The sequence below is a fragment of the Amycolatopsis sp. NPDC114503 genome (assembly GCF_055633655.1).
Genome location: NZ_JBVKDT010000003.1, coordinates 680,830 through 698,690, shown reverse-complemented (window position 1 = coordinate 698,690; position 17,861 = coordinate 680,830). Strand labels below are relative to the sequence as shown.

Genomic DNA, 17,861 nt, shown 5'->3' with positions numbered 1-17,861 from the left:
GGTGCGGCCCGTCACGCAAGTGACAGGGGGTGAACCCGCGCGGAGATGCCACCGCGGGCCGAAAGCTCCCGTCGTCTTCAGGGGAGAGCGGCTGCGGTCATCGCTTCACGTCGCACAGGAATGCGGTTGGCGTAGTGCCGAACGGCACGCCGAAACGGGGGACGCGATGTGTATAACGGTGTATTCACGTCGCCGTGGACGTGGCGTCATGGTCAAAGACCGCAAGAGCCAGGGCTCTTGCGGGGCCAGCTGCGGACCCTAACGCGCTCGCGCGAGCCCCGGAATGGTCCACGCCAACGGATTCGCCCGCAGCATGGCGCCATGGGGTCCTGCTCGGGACCCGGATAGTCCACATTCGGTGCTGATCCTCAAGGCAAGGCCGGTCTGAGACCCGAACAAGCCCAGTAGCGGCCGAGCCGAAGACCGGTGGAAGTTCGCACCTGTTGCCACGCCATCGGCTTGGATGACGGCAACCGGTGCTGTCCCGTTCGGCTCCGCATCGCTCTGCAGCGGGGGAGTCGTTCAGCAGTCCCGATCAATCCGGATAGGGTTGTGCCCATGGGGTTCGACTGGGAGCGCATTCTTGGCGCCGGCGATCTCCCTGGAAGCTGGAACCTGGCCTCGGCTGATGTCCTCTACCCAGGCCATCCGGCCGACGGCGCGGCACACAGGCGGGACGTCGGCCACGACGAAGGTTCCCTCCCTGTCTGCGAGTCCTCGCCGGACACCGACGACGAGTGGCGACTCGAAGGCTGGCAACAGCCCCCGGCACCGTCAGATCTTGCACCACCCGATGCCTGCGCACATTCTCCTCGGCCAGTCTGTGCAGCACTCGGTTTCGCGGCAGTCAGCTGCGACCTCGGGCAGCCGCACGCGGTTGCCGGCACGTGAACGATTCTTCCTGCGCCGCGCGCAGCGCTCCTTCGGCGGCGCAGGAACCCTGGACGAAAGGATCTTGGTGTGACCACACCGGAGGACGGCCATTACCCTGCGATGACTACGGTCTCCGTTGTCGGGAAAGGGCATGCTCGCGGACCTGGCGCTCACAACTGACACCAGCAGGGATGCGAGCCATCCCTTCACCTCCGTCCGCCTGCACACTGCCGGCGGCCGACTCCACGGATGGTCCAGCGACCGACTCTGCGCCGCACACGCCGCGGTGAACGCGACGGGGCAGCTGCCCTGGCCGGTGAATCTCGCCGCGACCGACGTCGCGACCCTCGCATCCGAATTCAGGAACGCGCCTGAAGTCGCTCTCCGCTTACATCCGATCGAAGCGGCGATCGAATTCGCAGCAGCAGGACAGTCCCGCGCCGTCGCGCTGCATCGCCCGAGTCCTTACGACCTAGGTGACGCTCTGCCCGTTGTGATCGACGACGCGTTGCCCGAGGGGTGGGCTGTCGCCGCCGCGTTGCGTTCCGGGCACTTGAACACGCTTGCGAAAATCGGGAGGCGGCGCAAAGTGCTCGTTCGTGTGATGCCGGGAACGGACGACACACATCCCTTCCACATCCGCGTCGGCCCGGACTACCGGGCATGGGTCATGCCTGTCCGGACGCCGGATCGCGAAGAGGGCTGGCTTCCCACCGAGTTCTGACCGCTGTGAACCGTGCGGGTGCCGGTGACGCACGTTCCCGGGCGGCAATCAGCTCGCTGCGGCAGAGAGAACCGCCGACCCCGGGAGGGCCTGTCCGCTCCGCCGACGAGCGAATCGAACTGTCGGACCTGCGACTTAACCGACCGGCTCTTCGACGCCGAACCGCATTGGTCGAACGGGGTTTCCGGACAACCTCGATCTCATCGCCGCGGCAGCCGCGTCTTCGACCGGAACCCTGGTGCGGCCTTTCTCGTCCACGGAGCACTCGTCACGACTGTCGTAGTGTCAGAATCACATGGGATTCCATGCGCTGGTGTTGTCATCGCACAGCCGCCGCGTACTCTGATGGTCAAGGCGGTGCCCGGACGGCGCTGCCGATCCAGGCGGACGCCAGACCGCAGAGAACCCTCCGGGGTTGCGGGACGAGGGACGGACTCGGACTGGGCTCGCCGCGCGAGGCGCGGGCGGAACGAGACTGCTCATCGATACACGAGAGGTCTCGGATGTCTGCCCGGCTGGTCCGCGTGCGTGTGAGTAACAAACTCGGCGGGAGTTGCGCGAGGTTGCGCTCCGCCGCGAGCGGTTTAACTCCCTCCTCGGATTTTGACCTGCGCCAGACGTCTTTATTTGAATATCTGGGTGCAGGGGTGGGGGCACTGACAATTCCGGTAGGGATCGAGCTTCCCTCCGAGCTGCTGAAAGTCAATTCTGGCATCGATGCAGTGGAGGTTGGGAATTTCTGCAAGCGTTTGTCTGTCGCTGTTGATTCTATTGCAGTGCGGGCTGTCTGATGGTCCCGCCGGTTCAGCTAGTTGCGGTTGACTCGACTTGCGATGCTGAAGAAAAATTTGTCGAGCAGGTGGTCGCCGCCGCCGGTCCACTGACATCGGAGGCTCGGGCCGAGGTGAGGCGACTCCTCGCTCCTGTTTCCTATCCTGAGCCTACTCACTCCGCGGCATGAAAAATTAGAAGTAACGGCACGGCCTGGGGGCTTCCAATCCGTCGTGCATGGGGATGTGAAACCGAGGAATCGCTCCGCCGCGCGAACAACGGCTATGGCGGCACGCTCTTTTGTCCCCCTGAACACGGCATATTGCGCCCGGTGGAAGCTCCATCGAGATTCGAGCTCCTGTACAGGGGGGGCGCGCTGGTGCGACTTGGCGACCGTCGCAAGCTATCTGCAGTGCTGACCCGAGGCGCTACGATCGCGTCATCGCTGGCGGTGTCGGCCCGCTCGGAACATCGCGACCGACACGACCCGAATAGGCCAGTCGCCTACATGGCCGGCACAATCGCCTCGGTCGACGACCTAGCAGCGGAGATCTTTGCCCGCGAATTCCTTAGGCATCATGAGCGTCAGGCACTTGACGGAAACTGGCTGTTGTGTGTACCGGATCAGCTCGTGTGGATAACGAGCACGGCGACCGCGTCATGGGTGAGCCGCGATAGCGGTCGACCGACGTAGCGTAGTTCCAGCGCGGCTCACCCATGATGCGGTCGCCAATCGCCGATTCAATGCCGATATCAGGGCCGACGCAGGCGTAAGGCTGCAGGGTACGGTCTCGGCCGGAGAGCTGAAGGGCGGATGCGTCAGCAGACCGAGTCCGGCACCGATGGCGGCGGTGGCACGGGCGAGTACTTCTGATTGGCAGTCCTATCAGGTACCGCTCGCTAGTCGCGCGGTGCCGCCTTACGCGGATATCTCGTGGTCGGGTTTCGCGCTTGAGGGAGGGGATCCGCAGCTCGGCCCATTCCGGAGTTCCTCGGTCCCGGCCTCGCCTAGGTGCCCGTACAGCAGGTCTCTGCGTGGAAGAGCCACTCCACGGTAGACGGCACGCACGGCTTGGGTGCAACATTAATTCCACGGTTGCTGAACTTCTTCTTGCGTTTCTGCAATTCGGGTGTGACCCACCACTACGCGTTCTCGCGATGCGGGTGGACCTACGGGAGGTCGGCAGGCCAGGCCGACGTGCGCCAGTCCTCTTTCTTTGCCCGTTTCCAGGACAGACAGGTGGCAGAGCCGGCAATGGCCGACGGCGGGGCAGGCGTTCGCTCGACCCTGCGTCGGCTCCGCAGCGAGCTGCGTGTCTGCGCTGAGGAGCGCGGCGATCAGGAAGCGCAGCGAGTCGTTGATCGGCGTCCGCTCTCGGTTCGTGACGCTGCCAGGAACGATCTATGCGAGCACGATCACCAGGACGACGAGCGGCATGCTGTGCGGGAAACGAGTAGAAACGGACACTCCGACCTTGTCGTCCGGAACGTCCCGTCTGCCGCGCCCCGCGACGGTTTCCGCAGTTCAGTGAGAACCACCTAGTCATCGTGGGTGCTCCTAACGCATGACTAGCACGGTGGCGATGCTGGGCACGACCGCCGGAGCGGCCGTCGGCGCGCGCCCGGAGCTGAAGGGTCAAGGCCGCCGGTTGCTGCCGCTGTGCCTGATCACCACGGCGGGCGGGGCGTGCGGCGGGCTCGTGCTGCTGGTCAGCTCGGCGGACGCGTTCACCGTCGTCGTGCCGTGGCTGATCGGCGGCGCGTCGATCGTGCTGATGGCCGGCCCGCGGCTTCGGCGGATGGCCGAGCATCACGAACACCGCGGGATCGGCCCGCTGACCGGGATCGCGGCGTTCCTCGTCGGCGTGTACGGCGGGTACTTCGGGGCGGCGGCCGGAGTGTTGATGCTCGCGCTGTTGACGACGGTGTGGAGCCAGTCGCTGGCCCGCACGAACGCGGCGAAGAACATCGCCACCGGCACCGCGAACCTGATCGCCGCATTGGTTTTCGCCTTCACCGGCAAGGTCTTCTGGCCCGCGGCGATCGCGGTGTGCCTCGGGTCGGTGGCGGGGTCCTGGCTGGGCTCGGTGCTGGTGCGCTACCTGCCCGCGACGCCGCTGAGGATCGCGATCGGCCTGGGCGGGCTTTCTCTGGCGGTGGTGCTGGGTTGGCAGGCTTACTCGGGCTGAGCGACACGCGGTCGTCTGGTCGCGGGTGCGGGGGACTTGCTTCGAGGAGCGAATCCCCACGGCAGCCACGCGGTGACGGCGAAGAACCCGGCCGGAAGCCGCGTCCCGAGGGTTCTTGGCGCTTGAGCGGAGCTCACCGTCCCGGTGCGCTATCTTCCGCCACGCCGCCACAAGCTCTCCCTCACGGCAGTTTCGGCGTGGCAAACCAATTCAGGCTGACGCGCGGCCGCGCGAACGGGCATAGTCGGCGGGGTATCCGAGCAGGAGGACAGATGAGCATTGTCGGCACCCGGGTGGTGCGCGTCGAAGACGAGAAGCTGATCACCGCGGGCGGAACGTACGTCGACGACCTCAAGGAAGAAGCGCTCGACGGCGCCGTGCACGCGGTTTTCGTGCGCAGCCCGATCGCGCACGCGCGGATCGTCGGCATCGACGTGGAGGAAGCCCGCACCGCTCCGGGCGTCGTCGGCGTTTACACCGCGGCCGACCTCGATCTCGAACCGGGCACGGCCGGGCCGGTCGCGGAGCCGTTCCTGGCCAAGGACGTCGTGCGGTACGTCGGCGAGCCGGTCGCGCTGGTGCTCACCGAGGATCGGTACCAGCTCGCCGACGCGGCCGAACTGGTCGATGTGGACTACGACCCGCTCGACGCGGTCGTGGACCTCGACACCGCGCTCGCCGGGGAGACGCTGGTGTTCCCGGACCACGGCAGCAACGTGGTCCACTCGCACGGGCCGGAGGAGTTCGACGATTCGGTGTTCGAGGGCTGCGAGGTCGTCGTCACCGGGGACATCCTCAACCAGCGCGTGGCGCCGGCTCCGGTCGAGCCGCGCGGCGCGTCCGTCGCGTGGGGCGAGGACGGCCGGGTCACGCTGTGGCTTTCCACCCAGAACGCGCAGATCGGCCGCCGCACGGTGGCCGAAGGGCTCGGCGTCGGCCAGGACCGGGTGCGGGTGATCGCGCCGGACGTCGGCGGCGGGTTCGGCGCGAAGATCGGCGCGGATCCGGAAGCGGTGCTGCTCGCCTGGGCGGCGAAGCGCGCCGGTCGCGCGGTGCGGTGGGCCGAATCGCGCAGCGAGAATCTCACCTCGATGACGCACGGCCGCGCGCAACGCAACACCGTGACCATCGGCGGCAAGCGCGACGGAACCGTGCTGGCGTACCGGCTCGACGTCCTCCAGGACACCGGCGCGTACCCGCGAGCCCTGTTCCTGCCGACGCTCACCGAGCTGATGGCCCCGGGCGTCTACCGCTTCCCGGTGGTGCAGACGCGCAGCCGCGGCGTGGTCACCACGACCACGCCGATCGATGCCTACCGCGGCGCGGGCCGTCCCGAGGCGACCGCGGCCGTCGAGCGCGCGATCGACATGTTCGCCGCGGAAATCGGGATGGATCCGGCCGACGTCCGGCGGGTCAACTTCATCCGGCCCGAGGAATTCCCTTACGAGACACCGACCGGCGGCTCCTACGACACCGGCGAGTACGCCGCGGCGCTCGACAAGGTGCTCGACGCGGCGGGATACGCGCAGCTGCGCGAGGAACAGCGGAAGCGCCGCGAGGCGGGGGATCCGGTGGCGCTGGGGCTCGGCATCGCGTCCTACGTCGAGATCACCGGCGGCGACGCGGGCGGCGAGAGCGGCCGCGTCGACGTGCACCCGGACGGTTCGGTCACCGCGTGGACCGGCAGTTCCCCGCACGGGCAGGGGCTCGGGACGTCGCTGGCGATGCTGCTGTCGGACCAGCTTGGCGTGCCGATGGACAAGATCACCGTGCGGCACGGCGACACCGACGAGGTCCCGCGCGCGGTCGGCACCTTCGGCTCGCGGTCGCTGCAGCTCGGCGGTTCGGCGATGCGGAAGGCGGCCGAGGAGGTCGTGGCACAGGCCCGCCAGGTCGCGGCCGAACTGCTCGAAGCGGCGCCGGACGACCTGGAGCTGGACGCCGAACGCGGCGTCTGGCAGGTCCGCGGCGCGCCGTCGAGCACGACGCTCTACTGGGCCCAGGTCGCCGGCGAGGCGGACGGGTTCACCGCCGACGTCTGGTTCGGCGAAGGCTCTCCGACGTTCCCGTTCGGCGCGCACCTCGCGGTCGTCGAGGTCGACACCGAAACCGGGAAGGTCGAGGTGCGGCGGCTGGTCGCGCTCGACGACGCGGGCCCGATCGTGAACCCGCTGACCTTCCGCGGCCAGCGGCACGGCGGGCTCGGCCAGGGCATCGCGCAGGCGCTGCTCGAGGTGATGAGCTACGACGCGGACGGCAACCCGACCACGGCGACGCTGGCCGACTACTCGTTCGTCACCGCGCCCGAGCTGCCCGATTTCGAACTGGTGGACATGGAGACGCCGACGACCCGGAACCTGCTGGGGGTCAAGGGAATCGGCGAGGCGGCGACGATCGGGTCGACGCCGGCGGTGCACAACGCGGTGGTCGACGCGCTCGCCCACCTCGGCGTGGCGCACCTGGACATGCCGACCACCCCGCTGCGGGTGTGGACGGCCCTGAACGACGCTAGGAAGGCGAACTGACGTGCGGGTCTCGATCGAGGTGAACGGGAAGACGGTCGAGCAGGAGGTGCCCGACCGCACCCTGCTCGTGCACTACCTGCGGGACACCGCGGGCCTCACCGGCACGAACATCGGCTGCGACACCACGTCCTGCGGGGCGTGCACGGTGCTGCTCGACGGCGAATCGGTGAAATCCTGCACGGTGCTGGCCGCGCAGGCGGACGGGCACGAAGTGACCACTGTGGAGGGTCTGGCCTCCGGACCGGGCGCCGACGGCCTGCACCCGGTGCAGCGCGCGTTCCGCGAGCAGCACGGCCTGCAGTGCGGGTTCTGCACGCCCGGCATGATGATGGCGACGGTGTCGCTGCTGAAGGAAAACCCGAAGCCGACCCGCGACGAAGCCCGTGCCGCGCTGGAGGGCAACCTCTGCCGGTGCACCGGGTACCACAACATCGTCAGCGCCGTCATCGACGCGTCCGGGCAGGAGGTGGCGCAGTGATCCCGGCTGGGTTCGCCTACCGGCGTGCGTCCACTGTGGACGAGGCGCTCGCGCTGCTCGCCGAGCACGGGGAGGACGCGAAGCTGCTCGCGGGCGGGCATTCGCTGCTGCCGTTGATGAAGCTCCGGTTCGCCGCGCCGGAGGTCGTGGTGGACATCGCGCCGCTGCGGGAGCTGAAGTTCGTCCGGACCGAGGGCGACGAGGTGGTGATCGGGGCGTTGTCCCGCTACCACGACCTTCAGCACGACCCGGTGCTCGCCGAGCACGCGCCGCTGCTCGCGCACGTGTCCGGGTCGGTCGGCGACCCGCAGGTGCGCCATCGCGGGACGATCGGCGGGTCGCTGGTGCACGCCGATTCGGCGGCCGACCTGCCCGCCGCTGTCCTCGCGGCGGACGGCACGCTCGTCGCGCGCGGGCCGCGGGGGGAGCGGCGGATCCCGGCCGCGGAGTTCTTCCTCGGGCCGTTCACGACGCCGCTGGAACCGGACGAGCTGCTCACCGAGATCCGGCTGCCCAGCCAGGCCGGACTGGGCTGGGGGTTCGAGAAGTTCACCCGCCGGGCCATCGACTGGGCGATCGTCGGCGTCGTGGTCGCCGGGCGTTCGGTCGGCCTGATCAACATGGGCGGCACGCCGCTGCGCGCGTCGGCCACCGAACGCGCGCTGGCTGACGGCGCCACCGCGGCGGAGGCGGCGAAGCTGGCCGCGGAGGGCACTTCGCCTCCGGAAGAACCGCACGCCACGGCCGAGTACCGCCAGCACCTCGCCCGGGTCCTCACCGCCCGCGCACTGGCCGCCGCCGGCGTCGCCTGACCGGCTGTCCGTGAAGGACTCCTTGAGGGAATCAGATTCACTCAAGGAGTCCTTCACGGCTTTTCCGGGGCCGAGAGCGACGGCCGATTTCCGCCAGCGGGGCACGGGCGACGGCGGCAAGACTGGGCGTTGTGAACACGACTTTTCCCGCCCACACGGCAATCGAGCCCGGAATCCTGTACTTCGGCACCCCGGTGGTGCTGGTCTCGACGTCCAATGAGGACGGTTCGGCCAACCTGGCCCCGATGTCGTCGGCGTTCTGGCTCGGCTGGCGCGCGATGCTCGGCCTCGGCGCGCGCTCGAAGACCACGCTCAACCTCCTGCGCACGCGCGAATGCGTGCTGAACCTGCCGTCCTCGGCGATGGCCGCCGCGGTGGACCGGCTCGCGCTGACCACCGGGTCCGATCCCGTGCCGCCGCGCAAGGAAGAACGCGGCTACTTCCACGTCGCGGACAAGTTCGGCCGCGCGGGGCTCACTCCGGTGCCGTCGGAGACGGTGGCGCCGCCCCGGGTCGCCGAATGCCCGGTCGCGATGGAAGCCGTGCTGGAGTCCGTGCATCCGTTCGCCGAGGACGACGAGGCCCAGCGCGGCGGCATCGTCGGGCTGGAGGTGCGCGTGCAGCGAGTGTTCGTGCACGACGACATCCGGCTGCCGGGCACTGACGACCACGTCGACCCGGACGCGTGGCGGCCGCTCATCATGAGCTTCCAGAAGCTGTACGGGCTCGGGCCCCAGGTGCACGAGTCGACGCTGGCGCGGATCCCGGAGCGGATGTACCGCTCGCCGGACATCGAACGGGCGCGCGGCGTCTCCTGATGCAGGCCCAGTCCACTGTGGAGCAACGACCCGGCGAAACGAGGGCGAAGGACAGAAGAACAACTCGGTAAAACCGGGCACGACAAGGGGCCGCCGCGATCCGCGGCGGCCTTTTGTCGGCTTTCTCGCACCCGGGAATTTCCGCCGCTTCCCGGTCGCGCGTCAAGCGGCGCGCGCGGCGAAACCGCAGGTCGTGTCTCTTCGGACACGGCCCTCGGTACATTGGGGCAGCTGTCCCCGTGGTGATCACCCGCCCCTGCCGGACTGATAGTCTTTCCCCATTGCGAATCCCAGGCACGGCAACGCAATTCGGCGTCACTCACAAGGGTGCCGAAGCGGCCGTGCCCGACCCGGCTGTGGGAAGGATGCCCTCGGGATGGCGGACAGGTTCGAGTTCGTTCTCGACGTCGTCGAAGCTTTGGTGGTCGGGGAGGCGACCGGCGGGAACATCCGCCAGTTCCCGCTCCGGATCGGCTCCGTGCCCGCGGAGCCGGACCGGTACGTCCAGGTCGCGAAGGTCGTCAACGACGCGATCGAGGAGCGCAGGCTCTCCAGCGGCGACGAGCTGAGCCCCTACGTGCGCACTGCCTTCGAGCTGCTCGCGAAGCCGCGGGTCTCGGTCGCGGTCAGCGGGATCGACGGCCTCGGCGCGGACATCGCGGTGGTCGCGCTCAGCGACGGCAGGCAGGCTCTCGGGATCACACAGGACCCGAAGACCGACAAACTGCTGTTCTCGCTCTTCGACGACGAGGAGCTCGTCGAGGTGATCGCCGGAGTGCTGCCGCAGGCGCGCCCGGCCAGCACCGGCGCGCACACGATCCGCCAGGCGGCCTCGCAGGAGGTGTCCGCGATGACCGCGCGCCGCCGGGCGGAGGCGGCCGAGGACGAGGAAGAGACCGACGCGTTCGGAATGATCGAGGTCAGCGGGCGCGTGCAGCCGCGCCGCCCGGACCCGCGGGTCTCCCGCCCCGCCCCCGGCGGGGTCGAGGTGCTCGAACGCGTGCTGGCGCAGCCCCGGCTCGGCGGCGGGCACATCGCGGTGAGCGGCTGGGGCCGCCATGGCGAGCGGCGCGGCGGCAACCCGATCGGCTGGCTCGACACCGCCGACGGCCGCTACCTGATCACATCCACCGTCAGCGAGGCGGGCGACCTGACCGCGGAATACGTGCCCGCCGGGCCCCGCGAGCTCAAGCGCGCGGTGCAGCAGGCGGTTTCCGAGGTTTACTGATCTTTCCACTGCAGGCGGCGACAGTTCACGAGGAGAACGAGGTCCCGATGACCGACGAGGCACCGATGGCGATGGAAGCGAGGGTGGCCCCCGAGGCCCCGGTGGGCTTCTCGCTTCCCGCGCGCCAGCTGAAGACGCTGGCCGAGCGCGGATCGTTCGCGGTGGACGACAGCACCGGCGACAAGATGATCGCCGCGCTCCAGGGCGTGCTCGACGCGCTGGAGGCGCACGTGCAGCTGATCGAGAAGATCGCCGGCGTCCCGGCGATGTCGAAGAGCCCGGCCGGGATGTTCGTCAGCAAGCACATGGCCGAGACCGCGCGCGACCAGCAGGGCCTGGTCACCCAGCTGCAGGCGGCGCACCGGGAGTTCCCGACCTACGTCGAGGCGATCAAGCTCGCGAAGAAGAACTACAAGGAGCGCGAGCACAGCTCCAAGGAGACCTTCGAGCGCATCCACCGCACCGCACAAGAGCAGGGCTGAAGGGGAGACCAGTGGCCGACAAGAAGCAACCGACCGCCGAGTCCGTCTCCGATCCGTCCTCGACGGACTACGACCCCGGCAACACCGCGCTCTACAACCCGACGCTGGACCCCTCGTCGAAGTACTACATCGGCCCGGTGCGCCCGGACGACGTGGCCTCGGGCGACCAGTTGCGCGAGGACGCGCAGCACAAGATCGACGCCGTGTTCAACGGCTGGCTGCTCCCGAACGTCCAGGGGAAGGCGCGCGACCAGCTGATCCAGGCGATGTACCAGCGGAACCTGGAGGAGTCGAAGAAGCATCTCGGCAAAGACCTCGAGATGCGCGATCCGGGCGCCGCGCCGCACACCGACTGGAAGAACGCGACGCACGAGCAGATGATCGACGCCATCACCACGCACGCGGACCCGGCCTCGGTGGCGGAGTCCTCGGAGGCGTGGGTGAGCCTCGGCAACGAGCTGGCGACGCACCAGAAGAACCTCGGCGACGCGATCAACGCGAGCACCTCGAACTGGAAGGGCGACGCCGGCGACGCCGCGCGCGTGCACCTCGCCAACGTGGGCAAGTGGCTCGGCACCACCGCGCAGGGCGCGTCGCTGACCGGGCGCCAGCAGGAGGTCCACTCGCAGGCGCTCAACGAGACGCAGAAGGCGATGAACGCCAACCCGCCGGTGAACTTCTCGGCGCAGGACGCGAACAAGGTCCTGATGACGATCAAGGACCCGGCCGCCTACGTCGTGGCCTACTCCTCGGCCATGAAGACCTTCACCGACCAGCAGGCCGCCCGGGAGCAGGCCGCGCAGATCATGACGCGGTACGACCAGACGATCGGCGGCGCGGTCGCCACGCCGCGGTTCGCCGAGCCGCCGAAGCTGCCCACCGCGCAGCTGTCCCCGGCGCTCCGGGGCACCCCGATGAAGCCCGGCGGCGGCGCGGGCGCGCCCGGCGGGGTGCGGGTCGGCCCGGACGGCCGCCCGATCGGCCCCGACGGCAACCCGATCGGCCCTCCCGGGACCACGGTCGGCCCGAACGGCCAGCTCATCGGCCCGGACGGGCGTCCGCTGGGTCCCGACGGCAAGCCGATCGGCCCGCCGGGGACGACGGTCGGCCCGAACGGGCAGCCGATCGGCCCCGACGGACGGCCGATCGGACCGGACGGCAAACCGTACGGTCCAGGCGGCGGTGGTCCGGGCGGCGGCGGACCGGGCGGCGTCCCCGGAGGTCCCGGCGGGCACAGCCCCGAGCGCAGGTTCGACCCGGCGTCGCTGAACATCCCGCAGGGCGGTCCCGGCGGAGCCACCGGCGGGCCGGGCGGTGTCCCCGGCGGGCCCGGCGGCTCGTTCCCGCCCATCCCTGACACCAACCCGGATTCGACCAAGGCACAGGGCTTCACCCCGCCGAACATCCCGCCCATTCCGGGTCCCGGCGGCGGCAACCCCGGCGGCGGCTTCATCCCGCCGAACATCCCGCCGATCCCGGGTCCCGGTGGAGGCAACCCCGGCGGCGGCGGTCCGAGCTTCACCCCGCCGCCGATCCCGAGCATCCCGACCGGCAAGGACGGCGACCCCTACAAGTCGAATCCGTACAAGCCGCAGCCGTTCAAGCCCTCGATCCCCGAGGGCCCCGGCGGGCTCAAGCCGTACGAGCCGAAGCCGTTCAACCCCGGCAAGATCGGCCCGGACGGCAAACCGCTGTTCCCCGGCGGCGGCACCGGCCCGAGCGGGGAGAAGCTCGGCGGCATCGGCAAGGTCGGCGGCGTCAACGGCGAGAGCATCAGCAGCAGGCTCGGCGGCGGCGGTGCGGGCGGCCTCGGCGGCGCCAAGGGCGGTCCGGGCTCCGGCGGCGCGTTCAGCGGCGCGGGCGGCTCCGGCGCGGCCGAAGAAGGCGTCGCCGGGCGCGGCGGCCCCGGCTCGAGCGGTGCGGGCGGCAAGGGCGCGACCGGCGCTCCCGGCATGGGAGCCATGGGCGGCGGCAAGGGCGGCAAGGGCCCGGAGGACAAGGAACACAAGGTCGCGAGCTTCGTCGAGTCGGACGATCCGTCGTTCTTCGCGCCGGACGAGGTCGTCGCCCCGCCGGTGATCGGCGACTGGAAGAACAAGGACTGGAAGTGAGGCGGCGATGAGCGGAGGCGCACAGGGGTTCCGCGTAGAACCCGACGACCTCGTGGCGCACGCGAGCCACCTGGACGGCCTGGTGGACCGGCTGAACACGGCGGCGCAGGCGGCGAACTACGCGATGTCCGACGACGCGTACGGGCTGCTGTGCGCTTTCCTCCCGCCGATCATCAACCCGACCGGCGAGAAGGCCAAGGAAGCGATCAGCGGGGCGATCGAGGGCGTCCAGGCGACCTCGGACAACGTCCGGACCGCCGCGAAGTCCTACCAGGAGGGCGACGAGGGCCAGTCGAAGCCGTTCAAGAAGGTGGCGACCGACGGGATGCTCAGCAAGACCGACAGCGGGGAGCTCAAGGACCGGTTCCGGGTCGGCGGCGTGCAGGCTCCGACCGGGCAGAACGTGCCGTTCAACCGGGACGGCGTGCCCGCGGAGGCCCGGTACGACAGCGCGGAGCCCTTGCAGGCGAAGCAACGGGTCGATGCCGCGCAGCCGGTCGACCGGGGCGTTTCGCCGGGCGAGGCGTAGCGAGGCGATGGCGCTCTCGCGGCGCGGCGGCGGGCGGGTACCTTCGACAGATGACGGTGCCCGTCGCGGCGAGGATTGGACCCGCCCGCAACGGAGCGGGTGACGGGATTCGAGGAGAACGAAAAGCATGACCAGCGCGGGTGGGCTGGGCGACCTGATCAGGGACCCCGACGACGCAATCCGGCGAATGGACGAATGGGCGGCCGGGTTCGCCCGCAAGGCGGAGCGCTACGCGGCGGCCCAGCAGGAAACCGAGCAGCTGCGGCTGACCGCGACGAGCCCGGACGGGACCGTCAAGGTCACCGTCGGTGCCGACGGGGTCGTGTCGGACCTGGTGTTCAGTTCCCGCACGCGCACCATCCCGCCGGAGGAGCTCTCCAGGATGGTGCTCGAGACCATGCGGAAGGCGCAGTCGGGCATCACCGACCGCGTGGCCGAGGTCATGGGCCGCAGCCTGGGCGACGAGGACCCGGACACCCGCGCCGTCATGCTCGATTCGCTGCGCAACCGGTTCCCGGACCCCGACCCGGACCCGGCCGAGCAGCAGGACAGCGCGGAAGAGCAGCCGGAGCCGCCCGCCAAGACGCCGCCGCCTCCCGCGGGCGGTGCGCCGCGTCCGCCCGCGTCGCCGCCCGCGCCGGGCGGGCCCGCTTCTCCTCCGCAGGGACGCCGTCCGGGCGGGATCGATCCGGACGAGCAGGACAACAACCCCTGGTGACTGCGCGGTGCGCCCCGGCCTTCCCGGCCGGGGCGCACTGTCGTTTGTGGACGGTCCGATGTGGACTGGAGTGCGGGAACGGCGCCCCTTGAGCACGGTCGGCGGCCCGGTCCGATGTGGACTGCCGGGGCAGCTCAGCGCGGACGAGGGCCGCGCACCCCGAGACGGGCAGACGGCGGATCGGTCCGATGAGGACTCCGGCTCACAGAACCTGTTTGCGGTCGGCGAGGTAGCGCAGATAGAGCAGCGCCAGCATCGCCCCGATGACCAAAACCCCGCCCCACTCGGCCGGGTTGGCGTAGGAGGGGCCGCACGAAGCGGGCTGGTCCTGGCCCGGGAGGCACTCTTCGCCGGGCCTGGCGGCGAAAAGCGGCTGACACAGCAGGAACATCCCCGCGGCCAGCACCCCGAACGCCACCAGCACCTGCACCGTCCGCCGCGACACCGCAGCCCCCTTCTCCCGGAACACGAAGAAGATCGCCAGGACCCGCCGGGCCGTTACCCGATATGCCGGATTGTCAGAGCTGCGGCAGCGGAACCTCGGCCGCCAGGTCCTCCGGGGCGGAAAGCCGCCACGCCTCGTACACGAGTTCGGCCAGTTCGTCGGCCTCGATCCCGCTCAGCTGCACCACCACCCAGCCGAACCCGCCGGACGTGAACTGCTCCTCGAAAACGTCCGGACGCTCCGCGACGAGCGCCTGCTGTTCCGCGATGGTCTGCTTGAGCCCGACCGTGTCGGTGCGCGGCCAGTGGTAGCCGAAGCGCTTGCCGCGCACGCTGAACGACGTGTAGTCGCGGCCGCTGCCGCGCTCGACCTCGCGCAGCTTGCGGATGATCCGTTCGAAATCCTTGCTCGGCACCGGTCCTGGCCCCCTCCATCGTGGACCCGGCCATCTTACGGCGGCGGATCCGGCGGGTTCGGCTTACGGTGGTGCGCGGAGGTGCCCGAATGTCCGAACCGGCCCGCGGCATGCCGCCCGCGATCGAGCCGATGCTGGCGTCGCCCGACGGAGGCACGCTGCGCGACGATCCGGCTTACGCGTACGAGTTCAAATGGGACGGTTACCGGGCGACCATGCGCGTCGCACCGGACGGGAGCACGTTGCTGACCAGCCGCAACGACAACGACTTCACCGCGAGGTTCCCGCAGCTGTCCGGCGCGCTCGGCGACGCTCTCGGCGGACGCCCGGCCGTGCTCGACGGCGAGATCGTCGCCCTCGACGAGCACGGCCGTCCCGATTTCGGCCTTCTGCAGAACCGCACCTGGCAGGCCGTCGCGTACTTCGCCTTCGACATCCTGAGCCTGGACGGCGAAATCCTGCTCGACGCGCCGTACGAGGAACGCCGCGAGGTCCTCGCCGAAATCGAGCCGCCGGACCGGCAACTGGTCGCGATCACGCCCTGGTACCGGCACCGCGACCTCGCCGAAGACGGCATGACCCCGGCCGGTCTGCTGGACGTCGCGCGCAAGATGATGCTCGAAGGCCTGATGGTGAAGGCCCGCGCGTCGCGGTACCACCCGGGACGGCGCAGTCCGGAATGGCTCAAACACCCGCTGGTGCAGACGACCGAGGTGGTGCTGGGCGGCTGGCGTCCGGGCCAGGGCCGCCGGGAGGGCACGATCGGCGCGCTGCTGCTCGGCGCGCACGACCCGGCTTCGGGGGAGTTGCGGTACCTGGGCGACGTCGGCACCGGCTTCACCGACGCGATGCTCAAAGACCTTCAGGCGCAGCTGATTCCGTTGGAGCGCAAGACAAGCCCGTTCGCCGACCAGGTGCCGCGAGACCGGGCGCGCGGCGCGCATTGGCTGAAGCCGGAGGTGGTCGGCGAGGTGGTGTACCGCAGGCTCACGCCGGGAGACGGCCGGCTGCGGCATACGGCTTGGCGAGGGTTGCGTCCGGAGCGGCGTCCGGACGAGGTCGAGGTTCCGGCCGCGCGGTAGCGGATCCGCTCGTTTCGCCGCGCTTACCCGGTCTGCCGCAGCCCGGTGATCAGCAGCGCAGCCAAGCGGCGAGCGTCATAACTGTCGTCGGCCTCCGCGCCGATGCACAGGTTCCCCACGCCCCGCATCAGATGCACGGCCTCCAGGTCGGTGTGGATTTCCCCGGCCTTCGCGGCGGCGTCGAGCAGTTCCGTGCACACCGGGACGAGCCGCTCCAGGAAGTAGGAGTGCAACGCCTCGAACCCGCTGTGGTCGGATTGCATGATCCCGGCCAGCCCATGCTTCGTGACGAGGAAATCGACGAACAGGTCGATCCACTGCGCGAGCGCGGCGTGCGGGGAATCGTTGTCCGCCAGCAGCTTCGGCCCCGCGTCCGCGCACGCTTCGACCTGGTGCCGGTACACCGCGATGATCAGGTCCGCGCGGGTGGGGAAGTGCCGGTAGATCGTGCCCACGCCGACACCCGCCCTGGTCGCGATATCGCGCACCGGCGCGTCCACCCCGGACTCGACGAACACCGCCGACGCCGCGTCGAGCAGGGTTTTCTCGTTGCGCCGGGCGTCCGCCCGTTTCGCGCGGGCTCCCGCGTTCTCACCCACGTGCCACTCCCTCCGCGTGTCGCCGCTAGACAAGCGGAACAGTGTTCCGTATAGTTAGCGGAGCAACGTTCCGTTTGCTCATGATGCCAGATCGGGCCGCCGGCCACCACATCCTCGCGCCCGACGGCGAAAGAAGGTACTTCCCATGTCTGCAGTACAGCCTGCGGCTCCGGTCGTCTCGGTCAAACCGGTGCGGCTCGACGCGCCGGGCCGCGGCGAGGATCTGCCGGTGCGCGTGTCCGCTCCGGCGACCGGACGGGATCTTCCGGTGATCGTGTTCTCGCACGGCTTCAGCCAGTCCCTCGACAGTTACGGTCCGCTCGCCGACTACTGGGCCGCGCACGGATTCGTTGTCGTGCAACCGACTCACCTCGATTCGCGGACCCGCGCGCTGCCTGCGGAAGACCCGCGCACGCCGAACATCTGGCGGTTGCGCGTCGATGACCTCCGGCACGTTATCGACCAGCTCGAGACTGTCGAAGCGGCGGTGCCCGGGCTGAGCGGGCGAGTCGACCACAGCCGGATCGCCGTCGCTGGGCACTCCTGGGGTGCGCAGTCGGCGAGCATGCTGCTGGGCGCGCGCGTCGTCGAGGCGGACGGCAGCCTCGGCGAGGACTTGTCCGACGCGCGGGTCTCTGCCGGGGTGCTGTTCGCGCTCACCGGCATCGGCGGCGCGGACCTGTCGCCGTTCGCGGCTGAGCATTTCCCTTTCATGAGCCCGAATTTCGACGGCCTGAAGGCTCCAGCGCTGTTCGTCGCCGGGGATCAGGACGATTCGATGCTGTCCGTGCGCGGCCCGGACTGGTTCACCGACGCCTACCGGCTCAGCCCGGGGGAGAAGAGCCTGCTGACGCTCTTCGGCGCGGAGCATTCGCTCGGCGGCATCACCGGTTACGAGGCCAAGGAAACCACCGACGAAAGCCCCGAACGCGTCGCACTGCAGCAGCGGCTGACCACGGCGTATCTCCGCAGCGCGCTCATCCCGGGCGACGACAGCTGGGCCGGTATCGAGGACAGCCCGCTCGGCCGCGTCGAATCGCACGAGTGAAAGGACTTCCCGAG

16 protein-coding genes and 1 pseudogene are annotated in these 17,861 nt (G+C 69.8%); 14 read left to right on the top strand and 3 right to left on the bottom strand.

Going from position 1 to position 17,861, the window contains the following annotated elements; translation table 11 throughout:
• Positions 1-1,024 precede the first annotated feature (1,024 nt).
• The 12 genes and pseudogenes from ACZ7OI_RS15800 (at position 1,025) to ACZ7OI_RS15745 (ending at position 14,258) form a co-directional block, all read left to right on the top strand.
• On the top strand, positions 1,025-1,597 hold the full coding sequence (locus tag ACZ7OI_RS15800) for a hypothetical protein (RefSeq protein WP_470264902.1): 573 nt from the start codon (positions 1,025-1,027) through the stop codon (positions 1,595-1,597).
• 503 nt (positions 1,598-2,100) lie between these two features.
• Complete coding sequence (locus ACZ7OI_RS15795) at positions 2,101-2,388, top strand: hypothetical protein (protein WP_470264901.1); 288 nt, start codon at positions 2,101-2,103, stop codon at positions 2,386-2,388.
• A 1,545-nt stretch (positions 2,389-3,933) separates the two neighbouring features.
• Positions 3,934-4,557: a sulfite exporter TauE/SafE family protein gene (locus ACZ7OI_RS15790; RefSeq protein WP_470264900.1), complete on the top strand. Its 624-nt coding sequence runs from the start codon at positions 3,934-3,936 to the stop codon at positions 4,555-4,557.
• Between the two features lie 272 nt (positions 4,558-4,829).
• Positions 4,830-7,082, top strand: a complete 2,253-nt coding sequence (locus ACZ7OI_RS15785) for a xanthine dehydrogenase family protein molybdopterin-binding subunit (protein WP_470264899.1) — start codon at positions 4,830-4,832, stop codon at positions 7,080-7,082.
• A gap of 1 nt (position 7,083) precedes the next feature.
• A complete protein-coding gene (locus tag ACZ7OI_RS15780) occupies positions 7,084-7,560 on the top strand; it encodes a (2Fe-2S)-binding protein (RefSeq protein WP_452080021.1) in 477 nt (158 codons plus the stop codon).
• A complete protein-coding gene (locus ACZ7OI_RS15775; RefSeq protein ID WP_470264898.1) occupies positions 7,557-8,372 on the top strand; it encodes an FAD binding domain-containing protein in 816 nt (271 codons plus the stop codon). The genes ACZ7OI_RS15780 and ACZ7OI_RS15775 overlap by 4 nt, the downstream gene beginning before the upstream one ends.
• Before the next feature lie 131 nt (positions 8,373-8,503).
• On the top strand, positions 8,504-9,190 hold the full coding sequence (locus ACZ7OI_RS15770) for a flavin reductase family protein (RefSeq protein WP_470233080.1): 687 nt from the start codon (positions 8,504-8,506) through the stop codon (positions 9,188-9,190).
• Between the two features lie 376 nt (positions 9,191-9,566).
• Positions 9,567-10,418, top strand: a complete 852-nt coding sequence (locus ACZ7OI_RS15765; protein ID WP_470264897.1) for an ESX secretion-associated protein EspG — start codon at positions 9,567-9,569, stop codon at positions 10,416-10,418.
• Positions 10,419-10,465: 47 nt separating this feature from the next.
• Positions 10,466-10,900: a hypothetical protein gene (locus ACZ7OI_RS15760; protein ID WP_470264896.1), complete on the top strand. Its 435-nt coding sequence runs from the start codon at positions 10,466-10,468 to the stop codon at positions 10,898-10,900.
• Between the two features lie 11 nt (positions 10,901-10,911).
• Complete coding sequence (locus ACZ7OI_RS15755) at positions 10,912-13,011, top strand: PPE domain-containing protein (protein ID WP_470264895.1); 2,100 nt, start codon at positions 10,912-10,914, stop codon at positions 13,009-13,011.
• Positions 13,012-13,018: 7 nt separating this feature from the next.
• Positions 13,019-13,318, top strand: a pseudogene (locus ACZ7OI_RS15750) (type VII secretion target); the annotation flags it as partial.
• Positions 13,319-13,667: 349 nt separating this feature from the next.
• A complete protein-coding gene (locus ACZ7OI_RS15745) occupies positions 13,668-14,258 on the top strand; it encodes a YbaB/EbfC family nucleoid-associated protein (RefSeq protein WP_470264894.1) in 591 nt (196 codons plus the stop codon).
• A gap of 202 nt (positions 14,259-14,460) precedes the next feature.
• On the opposite strand, the gene ACZ7OI_RS15740 is transcribed toward ACZ7OI_RS15745, so the two are convergent.
• Both ACZ7OI_RS15740 and ACZ7OI_RS15735 read right to left on the bottom strand, forming a co-directional pair.
• The gene (locus ACZ7OI_RS15740; RefSeq protein ID WP_470264893.1) at positions 14,461-14,703 is read right to left on the bottom strand and encodes a hypothetical protein; all 243 of its coding nucleotides are present in this window, start codon (positions 14,701-14,703) and stop codon (positions 14,461-14,463) included.
• 73 nt (positions 14,704-14,776) lie between these two features.
• A complete protein-coding gene (locus ACZ7OI_RS15735; protein WP_037811366.1) occupies positions 14,777-15,118 on the bottom strand; it encodes an MmcQ/YjbR family DNA-binding protein in 342 nt (113 codons plus the stop codon).
• Positions 15,119-15,207: 89 nt separating this feature from the next.
• Here ACZ7OI_RS15735 and ligD point away from each other — a divergent pair, with 89 nt between their 5' ends.
• On the top strand, positions 15,208-16,200 hold the full coding sequence (gene ligD, locus ACZ7OI_RS15730; protein ID WP_470264892.1) for a non-homologous end-joining DNA ligase: 993 nt from the start codon (positions 15,208-15,210) through the stop codon (positions 16,198-16,200).
• A 23-nt stretch (positions 16,201-16,223) separates the two neighbouring features.
• Here ligD and ACZ7OI_RS15725 read toward each other — a convergent pair whose 3' ends face one another.
• Complete coding sequence (locus ACZ7OI_RS15725; protein WP_470264891.1) at positions 16,224-16,799, bottom strand: TetR/AcrR family transcriptional regulator; 576 nt, start codon at positions 16,797-16,799, stop codon at positions 16,224-16,226.
• A 145-nt stretch (positions 16,800-16,944) separates the two neighbouring features.
• On the opposite strand from ACZ7OI_RS15725, the gene ACZ7OI_RS15720 reads away from it, so the two are divergent.
• Entirely contained in the window at positions 16,945-17,847 is a 903-nt protein-coding gene (locus ACZ7OI_RS15720; RefSeq protein ID WP_470264890.1) for an alpha/beta hydrolase family protein, read from the top strand.
• The last annotated feature ends 14 nt before the right edge of the window (positions 17,848-17,861 follow it).

Excerpts from the sequence above, each read along its gene's own strand:
- ACZ7OI_RS15760 (WP_470264896.1), top strand. The coding sequence starts at position 10,466 with ATGACCGACGAGGCACCGATGGCGATGGAAGCGAGGGTGGCCCCCGAG.
- ACZ7OI_RS15795 (WP_470264901.1), top strand. The coding sequence starts at position 2,101 with ATGTCTGCCCGGCTGGTCCGCGTGCGTGTGAGTAACAAACTCGGCGGG.
- ACZ7OI_RS15745 (WP_470264894.1), top strand. The coding sequence starts at position 13,668 with ATGACCAGCGCGGGTGGGCTGGGCGACCTGATCAGGGACCCCGACGAC.
- ligD (WP_470264892.1), top strand. The coding sequence starts at position 15,208 with ATGTCCGAACCGGCCCGCGGCATGCCGCCCGCGATCGAGCCGATGCTG.
- ACZ7OI_RS15765 (WP_470264897.1), top strand. The coding sequence starts at position 9,567 with ATGGCGGACAGGTTCGAGTTCGTTCTCGACGTCGTCGAAGCTTTGGTG.
- ACZ7OI_RS15720 (WP_470264890.1), top strand. The coding sequence starts at position 16,945 with ATGTCTGCAGTACAGCCTGCGGCTCCGGTCGTCTCGGTCAAACCGGTG.
- ACZ7OI_RS15790 (WP_470264900.1), top strand. The coding sequence starts at position 3,934 with ATGACTAGCACGGTGGCGATGCTGGGCACGACCGCCGGAGCGGCCGTC.
- ACZ7OI_RS15800 (WP_470264902.1), top strand. The coding sequence starts at position 1,025 with ATGCTCGCGGACCTGGCGCTCACAACTGACACCAGCAGGGATGCGAGC.
- ACZ7OI_RS15785 (WP_470264899.1), top strand. The coding sequence starts at position 4,830 with ATGAGCATTGTCGGCACCCGGGTGGTGCGCGTCGAAGACGAGAAGCTG.